This window comes from Pseudomonas sp. 10(2024), assembly GCF_045164175.1.
GTDB classification, from domain to species: Bacteria; Pseudomonadota; Gammaproteobacteria; order Pseudomonadales; family Pseudomonadaceae; genus Aquipseudomonas; species Aquipseudomonas alloputida.
On the sequence record NZ_CP174006.1, the window covers coordinates 3,025,176 to 3,038,967 of the forward strand.

Genomic DNA, 13,792 nt, shown 5'->3' on the forward strand with positions numbered 1-13,792 from the left:
TTTTATGACGGTGTTTGTCGCAGCCCTAGTGGAAAAGGCTGGGTAAGCGCACAGGCCTTATGATGCGTGTTTCCTGAGCCACCACCAGGTCGCGGGTGGCATGCAGGTACGCGGCAAAGTCCGGGTCGGCATCCCGCGCTGCGCTGCGCTTCTCGAAGTCATCGAGGCTGTCATAGCCCCACAAGTGCACCACCTGGTTCAACGGCCCGATGCTGCTGGTGTAAAACGCCAGGGGTGCACCGAGGTGGCGCAGCAGGATCGGCATCGCCAGCTGGTCGAACGCCTCGAGAAAGGCCGCCATGCCGCGCGGGCGAATGGTGTAGATGCGGTGGTCGACCACAGGCTTGTCCATCACGCGACCTCCCGTGCGTTGCCCGCCGCCAGCCCCTGCTCGACACCCGCCAGGTGGCGCCCGGTGATGTAGGCAAAGGTCATGATCGGCCCCAGGGTGATGCCCGCCCCGGGGTAGTTGCCGCCCATGATGCTGGCGCGGTCGTTACCCACCGCATACAGGCCGTCGATGACTTGCCCATCGGCCGCCAACACTTCACCGGTCACACGGGTGCGCAGCCCGTCGAAAGTGCCCAGATCGCCCATGATGACTTTCACGGCAAAGTACGGTCCCTCGCCAACCGGCGCTACGCACGGGTTGGGTTGTTGCTGCGGGTCGGCCAGGTAGCGATTGAAGCTGGTGCTGCCGCGGCCGAACTGACGGTCTTCACCGTGGACAGCGCCAAGGTTGTACTCGCGCACAGTCTGCTCCAGCCCTTGCGCATCGATACCGGCCTTGCCGGCCAACTCCGCCAGGGTCTGGCCCTTGAGCAGGTAACCGTTGCGCAGCAATGGCCGCAGCGGCATCGGCGCAGGCTTGGCAAAGCCCAGCCCGTATTTGGCCAGTGTGCGGCGGTCGCACACCAGCCACATGGCGGTTTCTGCCTGGTCGGAACACGCCTCGATCAGCGCTGCGCCTACGTCGTGGTAGGCATTCGACTCGTTGGTGAATCGCTGCCCCGAACGCAGCACGCCGATCACACCCGGCTTGTAGCGGTCGAGCAAATGCGGAAAGGCAATATGCCGCCCACCACCCACCGGCACCTTCGATACCGGCATCCAGGCTGCAGGTGCCTGCAGGCAGATATCGACCTTTGCTCCCAGCGCCTCGGCCATGCGCGCACCATCGCCGGTGTTGCCCGCTGGCACCGGTGAAAAATGCTCGCCGCCACGCCGTACATGCGGGTAGGCCTGGCGCAGCCGTTGCAGGTCATGGGAGAAACCGCCACAGGCCAGCACCACCCCGCGTCGGGCCTCGATGCGCTGCTCGCTGCCGGCCTGCCCGGTCACCGCCCCTACTACCCGCGCCCCTTCGCGCAGCAACTGCCGCGCCGGGGTGCCTGTGAGAATCGGAATGCCCAGGTCCAGTGCCGAGCGTACCAGCCGTGCCGCCAGGGCATTGCCACTGGTGACCTGGGTGCCGCGTCGGTACAAGGCCAGCTCCTTCAAATGGGTCAGCAGGCGTTTGGCCACGTAGGCGAACGAGGTCAACGAACGGGTGACATTGAAGAAGTGCTTGAGGTCGGCATTCGACGAATTGAACATCATGCCGATGAAGGTGATGGTCTTCAGCGGCGGGCGCAGCCGCGCCATGTCGGGCCCCAGACCACGGATGTCGTAAGGTGCGGCCAGTATCGAGCGGCCCACATCGACGCCACCTTCCACCTGCGGGTGATAATCGGGGTACAGCGTGGGCACGAACTTGACTGCCGTCTCGCGCTCGAAAAACTCAACCATCTGCGGCGCGTAGCGCAAGAATGCCTCCACCCCGGCCGCATCGAAGCAGGCACCGGTTTCGTTGCGCAGGTAGGTCATGGCCGCTGCTTGGCTGTCATTGCCCCCGTGCCGGGTGCCCGGCACCCACAATACGCCGCCGGAAAACGCCGTGGTGCCGCCGAAGCACGCCTCCTTTTCGATGACGATCACATCCAGGCCAAGCTTTTTCGCCGTGATGGCTGTCGCCAGGCCGCCAGCACCCGCACCGATGACCAGTACATCGCAGCTACGCGTATTCATTGGCCTGCCCCCTCGAAGCCAGGGCGCGGGATCAATGCCATGGGCATGCTTTCCAGTCCGCCATCCACGGTCAGCTCGGCGCCGTTGATATAGTCGGCGCGGCGGCTGGCCAGAAACAGCACGGCTTCGGCGATGTCTTGCGGTTCACCGATGCGCTGGTTGGCGGTCATGGCGCTACGCCGGCGCTCCACCTGTGGGTCGGCATAGAACGCAGCCGACAATGGCGTGCGGATCAAACCCGGGCATACGGCGTTGCTGCGCACACCGCGTGGCCCCCATTCCACGGCAATCTGCCGCGACAACATGCTGACGCCTGCCTTCGCCGCGCTGTAGGCGCCACTGTTGGGTTGCGGGTAATGTGCTGCAATCGAGGCCACATGCACGATACGGCCTTGGCCGCAGTCCAGCATGGAACGGCCAAAGGCCTGGGCACACAAAAGGTAGCCACTGAGGTTGACCGCCAGCACCTGGTTCCATTGTTCCAGGCTTAGCGTGTCCAGCGCACCGGGGCGCAGCACGCTGGCATTGTTGACCAGTACATCGCAGCGCCCATGCAGCGCCTGTACCTGGGCCGCAGCCTGCTCCACGCTGGCCGGGTCGGCAATGTCGCAGGCCAGGGCACTGACTTCGCCTGCACTGTGTTCCCCCAGGGTGGCCGCCAGTTCGCGGCATTTGTCCAGGTCGCGGTCAAGCAGCACCACGTGGGCCTGCTGCTCCACCAAGGCTGCGGCCAACGCTGCGCCAATGCCGCCGGCCGCGCCGGTCACCACGCATACGGCCGACTCCAGGCCTAGCCACTGAGAAAGGATCTTGTTGTTGTGCATGCTGTTCTCCAGAGCGTTGCTTGTTCTGGGCAACAGGCTATGGCCGGCAGGCCCACCGGCAGAATGGACAAAACCTGCAACCAGCCCCACATTCCCGTCAATTTGCCCACTGCGCCCTGAAGCCTGCGGGCAGCTATGGCACAGTAGCGGGTACTGAACAGAACAATTACAACACCATGAACAAGATCCCCAATTACGCCCTGTACGGTGAAACCGCGCAGCCGGTGTGGCACGAAGCCTTGCATGTGGAGCAGATATCCCAGCGCTCTGGCGCGCACAACTGGGAGATTGCCGCACACCGTCACGAAGGCTTGCTGCAGCTGTTGTACCTGCAAAGCGGTGGCGGCGAGGTGCTGTTCGACAGTGACCGGTTTCAGGTTCATGCGCCCTGCGTGGTGTACGTCCCGGCGCAGGTGGTGCATGGTTTTCATTGGGCCAGCCAGGTAGAAGGCCAGGTAATCACGGCTGCGCAGCACCCGCTGGATAGCATCGCTCAGGTGCTGGCACCCAGCGTGCTGGTGCAACTGCGCAAACCACAGGTGATTGCCCTGCCCCACTGGGCCGCCGATGAAGACCCGTTGTTGCCCCTGTTTCGGGCCCTGCGCGAGGAATACCACAATCGCGCCCGCGAGCATGTGGCCAGCAGCATGGCGCTATTGCTGGCACTGATGATCCATGTCCTGCGCCATGAGCCGCACATACCCGCAGGTGAGCAGCGCCCAGTATCAAGACGCAGCCAGCAACTGACTGCTTTTCGCGAGCTGGTAGACATGCACTATCGCGCGCACTGGCCACTGGCAGAATACGCCGCCGAGTTGGGCATGACCCTGGTGACGTTGGGGCGGTTGTGCCAGGAACACCTGGGCATGACGCCGATGAATGTGATCCATGCCCGACTGGTGCTGGAGGCCAAGCGCATGCTCGGGCATTCGAGCCTGAGCGTGAAAGAGATCGCTCATGAACTGGGGTTTGCCGATGTGGGGTATTTCAGCCGGTTCTTTCGCAAGCAGGCGGGGGTGAGCCCTAGCGGATTTCGGGAGGGCCAGTAACGCCCGCAGGTTCTGTGGGCGGTACTGGCAATGCACGCGTCTGTGGCTTACCCGCGAAGAAACCCGTGCAGGAAACATCAAACAGCCAAGGCCCGCTGCACTTCCCCCACCGTGGTCGCCAAACTGCTCAGGTGCAGGCTCGACACCCGCTCCACCGGCGCCTGATCCAGCGGCCATTGCAAGGCAATGCTGCCGACCAGGCGCCCTTCGGCATGTACCGGCAAGGCAATGGCGCGGATCAGGAACGGCAGGCGCACCGGGTATTCCCAGTAGCCTTCGGTGCGCTGACCAAAGCCCTTGTGCGCTTGTTCTTCGATATCGCGTAACAACCCGTCGTCACCCAGCCGCTCATGGGCCGCCAGGCGCTGCAGCGCGCTGCAATTGCTGTTAACTTGAGCGCACTGCTCAGCTTCAGACAAGGACTGCTTCATGCCTCCAAGCCCGACCACCCCAAGCGGTTTCATCCGCGTCCGTGGCGCCCGCGAGCACAACCTGAAGAACATCGATGTCGATATCCCCCGCGACGCCTTGGTGGTGTTCACCGGCGTGTCTGGCTCGGGCAAGTCTTCGCTGGCATTCTCCACGCTGTATGCCGAAGCCCAGCGCCGCTATTTCGAATCGGTCGCGCCCTATGCCCGGCGCCTGATCGACCAGGTTGGCGTGCCGGATGTGGATGCCATCGATGGCCTGCCGCCGGCGGTGGCCCTGCAGCAGCAACGCGGCACGCCGAGTGCACGTTCCTCGGTGGGTAGCGTGACCACCTTGTCCAGTTCGATCCGCATGCTCTATTCCCGCGCTGGCCATTACCCGGCCGGGCAAGCGATGCTGTACGCCGAAGACTTTTCTCCGAACACGCCCCAGGGCGCTTGCCCGCAGTGCCATGGCCTGGGCCGTGTCTACGAGGTGACCGAAGCGACCATGGTCCCCGACCCGTCGCTGACCATCCGTGAGCGTGCGGTGGCGGCGTGGCCAATGGCCTGGCAAGGGCAAAACCTGCGCGACATTCTGGTCACGCTGGGCTATGACGTCGATATCCCTTGGCGCGACCTGCCTCAGGCGCAGCGCGACTGGATCCTGTTCACCGAAGAGACGCCCACCGCCCCCGTGTACGCCGGCCTGACTCCGGCGCAGACCCGCGAAGCGCTCAAGCGCAAACTCGAGCCCAGCTATCAAGGCACATTCATGGGTGCCCGGCGTTACGTGCTGCATACCTTCATGCACTCGCAGAGCGCGCAGATGCGCAAGCGTGTGGCCCAGTACATGCACCCCAGCCCCTGCCCGCTGTGCCAGGGCAAACGCCTGAAGCGCGAAGCGCTGGGCGTGACCTTCGCCGGGCTGGACATCGCCGAACTGTCGCACCTGTCGTTGCAGGCGCTGGCCGAGGTGTTCCGCAAGGTGGCGGCAGCCGACTACCTGACCCAGCAGCAGGACGAGCTGACACTGGAAAAACGCCTGGCGGCCCAACGCATCGCCAACGAGCTGCTCGAACGCATTGATACGCTGCTTGACCTCGGCCTCGGTTACCTGGCCCTGGAGCGCAGCACCCCGACCTTGTCTTCTGGTGAACTGCAACGCCTGCGCCTGGCCACCCAGCTGAATTCGCAGCTGTTTGGGGTGGTCTACGTACTCGACGAGCCGTCTGCCGGCTTGCACCCGGCCGACAGTGAAGCGCTGTTCGAAGCCCTGCAGCGCCTGAAACAGTCTGGCAACTCGGTGTATGTGGTGGAGCACGACCTGGACACCATGCGCCGCGCCGACTGGCTGGTGGATGTAGGGCCAGCTGCCGGCGAGCACGGCGGCACCATCCTCTACAGCGGGCCGCCTGCCGGCCTGGTCGAGGTGCAACAGTCATGCACCCGCACCTACCTGTTCAATGCCCCGGTACAGGCCGCACGCGCCCCCCGCCATGCCCGCGACTGGCTGAAGCTTGAAGGCATCACGCGCAATAACCTCGATAACCTGAGCGCTGCATTTCCGCTGGGCTGCTTTACCGCCGTTACCGGCATTTCCGGCTCGGGCAAATCCAGCCTGGTCAGCCAGGCCCTGCTGGAACTGGTGGGGGCACACCTGGGCCATGCCGAGCAACGTAGCGAGCCCGAAGCGCAAAGCCTGGAAGACGAACCCGAACAGACCAGCAGCGGCCACGTAAGCGCCGGGCTTGGCAGCATCAAGCGGCTGGTGCAAGTTGACCAGAAGCCGATCGGCCGCACGCCGCGCTCCAACCTGGCCACCTACACAGGCCTGTTCGACCACGTGCGCAAACTCTTCGCGGCTACCGAGCAGGCCAAGGCACAGGGCTTCGACGCCGGGCGCTTTTCCTTCAACGTTGCCAAGGGCCGGTGCGCCAACTGCGAGGGAGAGGGTTTCGTCAGCGTCGAATTGCTGTTCATGCCCAGCGTGTATGCGCCCTGCCCGACCTGCCAGGGTGCCCGCTACAACCCCGAAACCCTGGCGGTGAGCTGGCAAGGCATGAACATCGCGCAAGTGCTGCAGTTGACCGTCGACCAGGCCCTGCAGGTTTTTGCCGAGCAACCGCCTGCCCGCCGTTGTCTGCAAGTGCTGCAGGATATCGGCCTGGGCTACTTGCGTCTGGGCCAGCCAGCCACCGAGCTGTCCGGTGGCGAAGCGCAGCGGATCAAGCTGGCGACCGAACTGCAGCGCATGGCCCGCGGGGCGACCCTGTATGTGCTGGATGAGCCCACCAACGGCTTGCACCCGCAGGACATCGACCGGCTGCTGGTACAGCTGAACCGCCTGGTAGAAAGCGGGCATAGCGTGGTGGTGGTCGAACACGACATGCGAGTGGTGGCGCAGAGCGACTGGGTGATCGATATCGGGCCGGGGGCTGGTGATGCCGGGGGCAAGGTGGTGGTCAGTGGCACGCCGCAGGTGGTGGCGGCATGTACCGACAGCCGCACGGCGGCGTTTTTGGCCAAGGCCTTGTGACCCCTGCGCATTGCCAGTTTCCTGGGCCGCCGATTAGAATGCGATCAATTCTTGATTGCACTCACGCTTCCGGAGCCTCGCGCCCGCCATGCCACCCGCCGAACCTAGCTTCAACCTGCAGGTCCAGACGCTGTACACCGAGCACCATGGCTGGCTGCAGGGTTGGCTGGGCCGTAAACTGGGCAATGCCTGCGATGCAGCCGACCTGGCTCACGACACGTTCGTGCGTCTGCTCAGCCGCCAAGGCAACCCCTACTTTGGCAACGAACCCCGGGCCTTGCTTACTCATATAGCCAAGGGCCTGGTGGTCGACCGCTGGCGCCGCCAGGATCTCGAGCGGGCCTACCTGGAGGCCATCGCCCATTTGCCGCAACCCGAGGTGCCTTCGCCGGAAACGCGCTGGCTGATCCTTGAAACCCTGTACCGCATCGACGCCATGCTGCGCGACATGCCGGCGCGGGTACGTCAGGTGTTCCTGCTGTCACAGGTGGACGGCCTGACCTACGCCCAAATCGCCGAACAGCTGCAGGTTTCGCTGATCACGATCAAGCGCGACATGCGTACGGCATTCCTTGCCTGCCTGAGCATCGAGTGATGGTGCAGCGCATTGACCCGCTGATCCTGGGCGAAGCGGCTGACTGGCTGGTGCAGCTGCAATCGGGCACCGCCACTGAGGCCGACCACCGCGCCGTGCAGGCCTGGTGCAAGCGCAGTGCCCAGCACGCCCAGGCGTGGCAGCGTGCAGAGGCCATCCTCGGTGATTTCCGCCGCCTGCCCACACCGGTTACCGGTGAAACCCTGCGCCGTCTGAGCCGTAACGGCGCGGTAAGTCGTCGCCAAGCGCTGCATCGCCTGGGGCTGTGGCTGCTGGCAGCACCGGCAGCCTGGCTGGCCTGGCGCGAAAAGCCGTGGCAGCAATGGACCGCCGATGCGCATACAGCGGTCGGCGAACAACGCACGCTGACGCTCGCCGACGGCAGCCAGGTGCTGCTTAACACTGACACCGCCATCGATATCACCTTTGACGCGCGACAGCGCCGCATTGACCTGCTGGCGGGCGAAATTCTACTGACCAGCGCCAAAGACCCTGCGACCCCGGCCCGACCACTGTCAGTGCGCACCCCGCATGGGCAGGCAACTGCCAGGGGCACTCGCTTCAGCGTGCGCATCCATGGCCCGCTGACCCAGGTCGCCGTCCTGGAAGGCGCAGTCGACACTCGACCGCTGCATGCCGACAGCCTGTTGCTCAAGGCAGGCGAGCGCAGCGCTTTCGATGGGGACCGGGTGCTACCGGCCTCACCGCTGGAAACCGGTGACCTGGCCTGGGAGCACGGCATGCTGCTGGCTCGCGACATGCGCTTGGCCGACCTGCTGCAAGAGTTGGCCCGCTATCGCCCCGGCGTGCTGCGCTGCCACCCGGCAGTGCGAGAGCTGAAGGTGTCTGGCGCATTCCCGCTGGCCGACACCGATGCCAGCCTGCGGCTGCTGAGCGACACCCTGCCGGTGAACATTCAGGGCATGACCCGCTACTGGGTAACTGTGGAGCCACACGTGTGAAAGCCTGGCAACGCTCCCGGTGATCGCGCCAAGCTTCAACGTGTGAGCAGGACAGTTGTTCCCACAGGGACTATGGGCAGCACGATTGATACCTTTTCCTGCGTCGTCCGGTGATGAGTGCAGAACCTTCATTTCTGCACCCACAGGACCCACGCATGACGCCTCGCCAGCCGTACCGCTTGCCTTTGAAGGCCCTGAGCCTAGCCATCGCCATGGCCGCCCTTGCCCCCACCGCGATGGCAGCCGACACCTCCGCGCGCACTTATCACCTGGCCGCAGGCCCGTTGGCCGATGTACTGGCGCGCTTTGCCGCCAACGCCGGGGTGGCGTTGTCATTCGACCCGGCCCTGCTCAGGGGCGTACAAAGCCAAGGCCTGGAGGGCAGCTACAGTATCGCGCAAGGCTTTGCCCGTCTGTTGGCCGGCAGTGGCTACAGCCTGATCACTACCGACAGTGGCGGTTATACCTTGGCGCCGACGATCGACCTGGGCAATGCCGTGGAACTGGGCGCGACCACCATCAACAGCGACCTGGCCGCCAGCACCGATACCTGGCAAGGTGGCCAGGTAGCCCGTAGCGCCCGCCTGGGCGTGCTGGGCGACCAGGCAATCAGCGACGTGCCGTTCAGCGTTACCAGCTATACCGCCAAGACCATCGCCGACCAGCAGGCCCGTACCCTGGGTGACGTGCTGCTCAATGACGCGTCAGTGCGCCAGTCGGCGGGCTTTGGCAACTTTTCGCAGGTATTCACCATACGCGGTTTGCCGCTGAACACCGACGACATCAGCTATAACGGCCTGTACGGGGTGCTACCGAGGCAGATCGTGACGACCGAGGCACTCGAGCGGGTCGAAGTATTCAAGGGTTCCAGTGCTTTTCTCAATGGGGTCGCGCCACAGGGTAGCGGCATCGGAGGGGCGATCAACCTGGTGCCCAAGCGTGCCGAAGATAGCGCTACGCGGCATGTCACCCTCGACTACGCCACGGGCGACAACGTGGGTGGCCACCTCGACCTGGGCCAGCGTTTTGGTGAAGACAACCGTTTTGGCGCCCGCATCAACCTGGCTCAGCATGACGGTGGCAGCGGCATCGATGACGAGGCCCAGCATTCCACCCTGCTTGCCGTGGCCCTTGACTACCGTGGTGAACGGCTGCGCCTGTCCACCGACCTGGGTTACCAGAAAGAGCGTATCAACCAGGGCCGTGCGGTGATCTACCCCACCGGCAACAAGGTACCCCGGGCGCCATCGGCGCGAGACAACTACTCGCAGGCCTGGAGCTGGTCGCAGCTGGAAGACACCTACGGCATGCTCAACGCCGAGTACGACCTGAACGACGCCTGGATGCTGTATGCCGGCGCCGGGGCCAAGCATACCCGTGAGAACGGCGAGTATTCCTCGCTCTATGTCAGTGACGGGAATGGCACTGCACGCGGCGGGTTCCTCTATGCGCCCCACGACGAAGACAACAAGAGCGCCGTCGCCGGCGTCAATGGCCGCTTTGCCACCGGCCCGGTCAGCCACCGGGTCAATTTTGGCCTGTCCGGCCTGTGGGGTGAGCAGCGCTCGGCCTACGAGGCGCTGGCGGCCAGCAAGCGTTATGACAGCAACCTTTACAACCCGGTCAAGGTGCCGCGCCCGGCCGATACCTATTTCGGCAGCGATTTGCACGACCCGCGCATCGTCGGCAAAAACCGCAACAAGAGCATCGCGCTGTCCGACACCCTGGGGCTGCTGGATGACCGCGTGCTGTTGACCGTGGGCGTGCGCCGGCAGTCGATCAGCGTCGACAGCTGGGCGACTGCCACAGGTGTGCGCAACACGCCTTACGATGAGTCGATTACAACCCCGGTGTATGGCCTGGTGATCAAACCCTGGGAGCATGTGTCGTTCTATGCCAACCGCATCGAGGGCCTGGCCCAGGGGCCAACGGCACCCTCGAGTGTCAGCAATGCCAACGAAGTATTCCCGCCCAAGCGCAGCAAACAGGTAGAGGCCGGGGTGAAGCTGGACTGGAACAGCTTTGGTGCGAGCCTGGGCGTGTACCGTATCGAGCAGCCCAACAGCGTGACCTATCGCGTTCCCGGGGCAGCGCTGGACACGTTCAGCATGGACGGCGAGCAGGTCAACAAGGGGGTGGAGCTGAACCTGTTCGGTGAACCGCTAGACGGCTTGCGTCTGCTGACAGGCGCGGTGTTCATGCACACCGAACAGAAAAACACGGCCTATGGCAGCAACGACGGCAACCGTGCTGCTGGCGTGCCGCGCTTTCAGTACAACCTGGGCGCCGACTGGGACGTGCCCGGTATCGAAGGCGCCGCGCTCAGTGCCCGGCTGCTGCGCACGGGTGGCCAGTATGTGAATGCGGCCAACAGCCTGAGCATCCCCGCCTGGACCCGGGTGGACCTGGGCGGGCGCTATCGCTTCAAGCTCGACGACAAGCAGGTGACATTGCGCGCCAATGTGGAGAACGTGGCGAACAAGGCCTACTGGGCTTCAGCGTCGACCTCGAACAACTACCTGACGCAAGGTACGCCGCGGGTTTTGCGCTTGTCGGCCAGTGTAGACTTCTAAGACGCCTTGATGAGCAAGGCTTGAACAATGGAGCGTCTGCCGTTCCTGCAGGGTGCCCAGGGTGCATCCACGGCAGAACATGATGTGATTGCCACTGGCCTTTTCACGGACAAGCCCGCGAAAAGGCCAGAACAGGCTTACATCCACCAAGCCAGCACCACCGGCAACCAGGCAAACGACAGCACCGTAGAACACATCACCAGGTTCGCCACCTGCTCTGGCTCACGGTTGGCCCGCACCGCCATCAGGTAGTTGAACACGGCTACCGGCATCGCCGACTGCACCATCAGCACCGCACGCTCCAGGCTGTCCATACCCAGTACCGCGCCCACTGCCCAGCCCACCGCAGCCCCCAGGCCAATGCGCAAGCCGCCCAGCAGCATGCCGCTGCCCACGTGACGCAGGCGAATGCTGGCCAGTGACACCCCCAGGGTCAGCAGCATGAGTGGAATGGTCATGCCGCCCAGCAGGTCTGCGGTGTTGGCCAGCCAACGCGGCAGTTCGAAATCGAGAAAAATGATGGGCATGGCGCCGGCCAGGCTGATGACGATAGGGTTGCGCAACAGCGCCTTGAGCGAAGCCGCCGTGCCGGAGATGGCCATGCCGATGGTGAACTGAACGATCGACAGGGTCAGGAAGAATGCCACGGCCAGGGCCAGGCCATGCTCACCGAAGGCATACAGACTGATCGGCAGGCCCATGTTGCCGGTGTTAGGAAACATGAACGCCGGCAGCAGTACCCGCCAGTGCATGCCCGATGCGCGACACACGAGCAAAGCGGCCAGGGCCATACCCAGGGTGCACAGCAAGCAGGCCACGGCCATGCTGGTAAAGGCATTCGGGTCCAGCTCGGTACGGCTGAGGGTGGACAGTACCAGCGAAGGTGTGCCGACGGTCATCACCACCCGGGCGATGAAGTCAGTGGGGTAATCCAGGCCCTTGCGGGCCCAGGCAAAACCAATTCCGGCGACGATGAAAACCGGGGCCAGGACTGCGAACAGCGACGCGAACATGGGGGCCTTCCTTGGTAGGGTTCGGCATTATGCAGCACTCAGTGAGATTACCGGGCCGATTTCAATGCACGCAGGAGCCGCCATCGAAAATGTCTGTGGAAGACATGTTCATGTCGCGCTGAGACTGCGGCGTCTCGTCGCACACCCGAGCCCCTTGGGCAAAAGCGTCCAAGCCCGTAGAATCCCGCTTCCTTTTCGCCCGTCGCCTTGAACGGTGGCAACCAGCAGCAATGACAGAGTCAGCGCCTGAACACATGAACGTACATGTGAAGTAGGCTCAACCCTCCCCGCCCGGCCCATCTCCCATAGCGCCCAGCGGTTGAGTCTTGCCCAGGTCGCATCCGTGTCGCCACTCGCCCCTTGCCGGGTCGAGCCGGTGTGCGCGCCGAGAAGGTGCTCATTCCGCTCATCCAACTAGAGGTACGTATGTCTCCGCGTTTGCTGGCCATGGCGCTGGCGCCCCTGCTCGGGCTGTTCATCATTGCCCTGGGCAACGGCTTCATGTCTTCCCTGACCACCCTGCGCCTGGGCGCCGCCGGTGAGTCTGCCACTACCATTGGTATCGTCTCGTCGACTTACTTCATCGGCCTGACCCTCGGCGCCATCTTCAACGACCGGCTGATCCTGCGCATCGGCCACATCCGCGCCTATACCAGCTTCGCCTCGCTGATCGCCGTGACCATCCTGCTGCAAGGGTTGTTCTACGAGGTCACCTGGTGGTCGGTGCTACGCCTGATCAACGGCTGGGCCGCAGTGGGCGTGTTCCTGGTGATCGAAAGCTGGCTGCTGCTGGCCGGCGACGCGAAAATCCGCGGCCGCCTGCTGGCGCTGTACATGATCGCCTTCTACGGCGCCGGGGTGATCGCCCAGGCCGGTCTTGGCGAAATCACCCAGCTAGGCGATACCGCCCCGTTCATGCTGGCCGGCGTGCTGGCCGCACTGTCGGTGTTGCCGATCGTGATCCTGCCGCGGGTGTCGCCGCTGCTGGACCAGGTCGAACCCCTCAAGCCCCGCCAGTTGCTGGGCGTGGCACCGTCGGGCCTGGTCGGCTGCTTCGGCTCGGGCGTGGCCATTGCCGGCATCTATGCACTGCTGCCACTGTACCTTCAGCGCATCGGCCTGGAGGTGGGTGAGGTCGGCAACATGATGGCCTGGGTGATCCTTGGCGCGATGCTGCTGCAATACCCGGTCGGGCGCTGGTCCGACCGCAAGGACCGCCTCGATGTGCTGCTCGCGCTGGCCGCGTTGTGCGTTGTCCTGTCGCTTGTAACGGTGTTCCTGCCATCGGACTCGTTCCTGCTGCCGGCCATGCTGTTCCTGCTGGGTGGTGGCGTGTTCACCTTGTACCCGGTGGCGGTCAGCCATGCGGCCGACCGCGCGCCGTCCGATGCGCTGGTGCCGATGATCCAAGGCCTGCTGCTGATCAACTCGCTGGGCTCGGCCATGGCACCGGTGGCCATTTCGCCGATGATGACCGAGTTTGGCGAGGCCGGGCTGTTCTGGGCGTTTGCCGTGGTCAACCTGGCCATGGTGTGCTTCTTCATGTGGCGCCGCGGCAAGCGCCCGGCGGCAGAGCACCCGGCGCCGTTCACCGCTTCGACCACCTTCTCGCCAACCGGTGCCGAGTTGCGGGTGACCGAAGACCTGATGCATGCGGCGCAGGAGCATCCGCCACTGGAGCCGGTCGAAACCCCGGCACCCGCACAGCGCTCGGAATCTTGTTGATTGCCACTCGTCGCCCAGAAGGCACCTCGCCAGCCGCT

10 protein-coding genes and 1 pseudogene are annotated in these 13,792 nt (G+C 64.3%); 6 read left to right on the top strand and 5 right to left on the bottom strand.

What is annotated here, in order from left to right; translation table 11 throughout:
- Nucleotides 1-25: 25 nt before the first annotated feature.
- The 3 genes from ACI7M0_RS13465 to ACI7M0_RS13475 are packed head-to-tail and all read right to left on the bottom strand — an operon-like array spanning nt 26 to nt 2,891.
- The gene (locus ACI7M0_RS13465) at nt 26-352 is read right to left on the bottom strand and encodes an NIPSNAP family protein (protein WP_004374204.1); all 327 of its coding nucleotides are present in this window, start codon (nt 350-352) and stop codon (nt 26-28) included.
- Nucleotides 352-2,067 (bottom strand): FAD-dependent oxidoreductase, encoded by a 1,716-nt coding sequence (locus ACI7M0_RS13470; RefSeq protein WP_129932707.1) that lies wholly within the window; start codon nt 2,065-2,067, stop codon nt 352-354. Before ACI7M0_RS13470 ends, ACI7M0_RS13465 begins: the two co-directional genes overlap by 1 nt.
- Nucleotides 2,064-2,891, bottom strand: a complete 828-nt coding sequence (locus tag ACI7M0_RS13475; RefSeq protein WP_004374198.1) for an SDR family NAD(P)-dependent oxidoreductase — start codon at nt 2,889-2,891, stop codon at nt 2,064-2,066. Before ACI7M0_RS13475 ends, ACI7M0_RS13470 begins: the two co-directional genes overlap by 4 nt.
- A gap of 176 nt (nt 2,892-3,067) precedes the next feature.
- Here ACI7M0_RS13475 and ACI7M0_RS13480 point away from each other — a divergent pair, with 176 nt between their 5' ends.
- A complete protein-coding gene (locus ACI7M0_RS13480) occupies nt 3,068-3,940 on the top strand; it encodes a helix-turn-helix domain-containing protein (RefSeq protein WP_129932708.1) in 873 nt (290 codons plus the stop codon).
- Between the two features lie 77 nt (nt 3,941-4,017).
- Here the strand turns inward: ACI7M0_RS13480 and ACI7M0_RS13485 are convergent.
- Nucleotides 4,018-4,311: pseudogene (locus ACI7M0_RS13485) on the bottom strand (IclR family transcriptional regulator); the annotation flags it as partial.
- Between the two features lie 58 nt (nt 4,312-4,369).
- On the opposite strand from ACI7M0_RS13485, the gene ACI7M0_RS13490 reads away from it, so the two are divergent.
- From ACI7M0_RS13490 to ACI7M0_RS13505, 4 genes are all read left to right on the top strand, one after another.
- Nucleotides 4,370-6,886: an excinuclease ABC subunit UvrA gene (locus tag ACI7M0_RS13490; RefSeq protein WP_129932709.1), complete on the top strand. Its 2,517-nt coding sequence runs from the start codon at nt 4,370-4,372 to the stop codon at nt 6,884-6,886.
- Between the two features lie 88 nt (nt 6,887-6,974).
- Complete coding sequence (locus tag ACI7M0_RS13495) at nt 6,975-7,481, top strand: sigma-70 family RNA polymerase sigma factor (protein WP_129932710.1); 507 nt, start codon at nt 6,975-6,977, stop codon at nt 7,479-7,481.
- Nucleotides 7,481-8,443 carry a FecR domain-containing protein gene (locus ACI7M0_RS13500; protein WP_129932711.1) on the top strand — a complete coding sequence of 321 codons (963 nt, stop codon included), beginning with the start codon at nt 7,481-7,483 and terminating at the stop codon, nt 8,441-8,443. The genes ACI7M0_RS13495 and ACI7M0_RS13500 overlap by 1 nt, the downstream gene beginning before the upstream one ends.
- Nucleotides 8,444-8,598: 155 nt before the next feature.
- On the top strand, nt 8,599-11,016 hold the full coding sequence (locus ACI7M0_RS13505; protein WP_129932712.1) for a TonB-dependent receptor: 2,418 nt from the start codon (nt 8,599-8,601) through the stop codon (nt 11,014-11,016).
- A 137-nt stretch (nt 11,017-11,153) separates the two neighbouring features.
- Here the strand turns inward: ACI7M0_RS13505 and ACI7M0_RS13510 are convergent, their stop codons facing one another.
- The gene (locus ACI7M0_RS13510) at nt 11,154-12,029 is read right to left on the bottom strand and encodes an AEC family transporter (RefSeq protein ID WP_014591064.1); all 876 of its coding nucleotides are present in this window, start codon (nt 12,027-12,029) and stop codon (nt 11,154-11,156) included.
- 426 nt (nt 12,030-12,455) lie between these two features.
- Here ACI7M0_RS13510 and ACI7M0_RS13515 point away from each other — a divergent pair, with 426 nt between their 5' ends.
- Nucleotides 12,456-13,754, top strand: coding sequence for an MFS transporter (locus tag ACI7M0_RS13515; protein WP_003248327.1), 1,299 nt, complete (start codon nt 12,456-12,458; stop codon nt 13,752-13,754).
- Nucleotides 13,755-13,792: the final 38 nt, after the last annotated feature.

What these genes read in the sequence shown, in the direction of transcription:
- ACI7M0_RS13465 (WP_004374204.1), bottom strand. Translation starts at nt 352, where the DNA reads ATGGACAAGCCTGTGGTCGACCACCGCATCTACACCATTCGCCCGCGC.
- ACI7M0_RS13470 (WP_129932707.1), bottom strand. Translation starts at nt 2,067, where the DNA reads ATGAATACGCGTAGCTGCGATGTACTGGTCATCGGTGCGGGTGCTGGC.
- ACI7M0_RS13475 (WP_004374198.1), bottom strand. Translation starts at nt 2,891, where the DNA reads ATGCACAACAACAAGATCCTTTCTCAGTGGCTAGGCCTGGAGTCGGCC.
- ACI7M0_RS13480 (WP_129932708.1), top strand. Translation starts at nt 3,068, where the DNA reads ATGAACAAGATCCCCAATTACGCCCTGTACGGTGAAACCGCGCAGCCG.
- ACI7M0_RS13490 (WP_129932709.1), top strand. Translation starts at nt 4,370, where the DNA reads ATGCCTCCAAGCCCGACCACCCCAAGCGGTTTCATCCGCGTCCGTGGC.
- ACI7M0_RS13495 (WP_129932710.1), top strand. Translation starts at nt 6,975, where the DNA reads ATGCCACCCGCCGAACCTAGCTTCAACCTGCAGGTCCAGACGCTGTAC.
- ACI7M0_RS13500 (WP_129932711.1), top strand. Translation starts at nt 7,481, where the DNA reads ATGGTGCAGCGCATTGACCCGCTGATCCTGGGCGAAGCGGCTGACTGG.
- ACI7M0_RS13505 (WP_129932712.1), top strand. Translation starts at nt 8,599, where the DNA reads ATGACGCCTCGCCAGCCGTACCGCTTGCCTTTGAAGGCCCTGAGCCTA.
- ACI7M0_RS13510 (WP_014591064.1), bottom strand. Translation starts at nt 12,029, where the DNA reads ATGTTCGCGTCGCTGTTCGCAGTCCTGGCCCCGGTTTTCATCGTCGCC.
- ACI7M0_RS13515 (WP_003248327.1), top strand. Translation starts at nt 12,456, where the DNA reads ATGTCTCCGCGTTTGCTGGCCATGGCGCTGGCGCCCCTGCTCGGGCTG.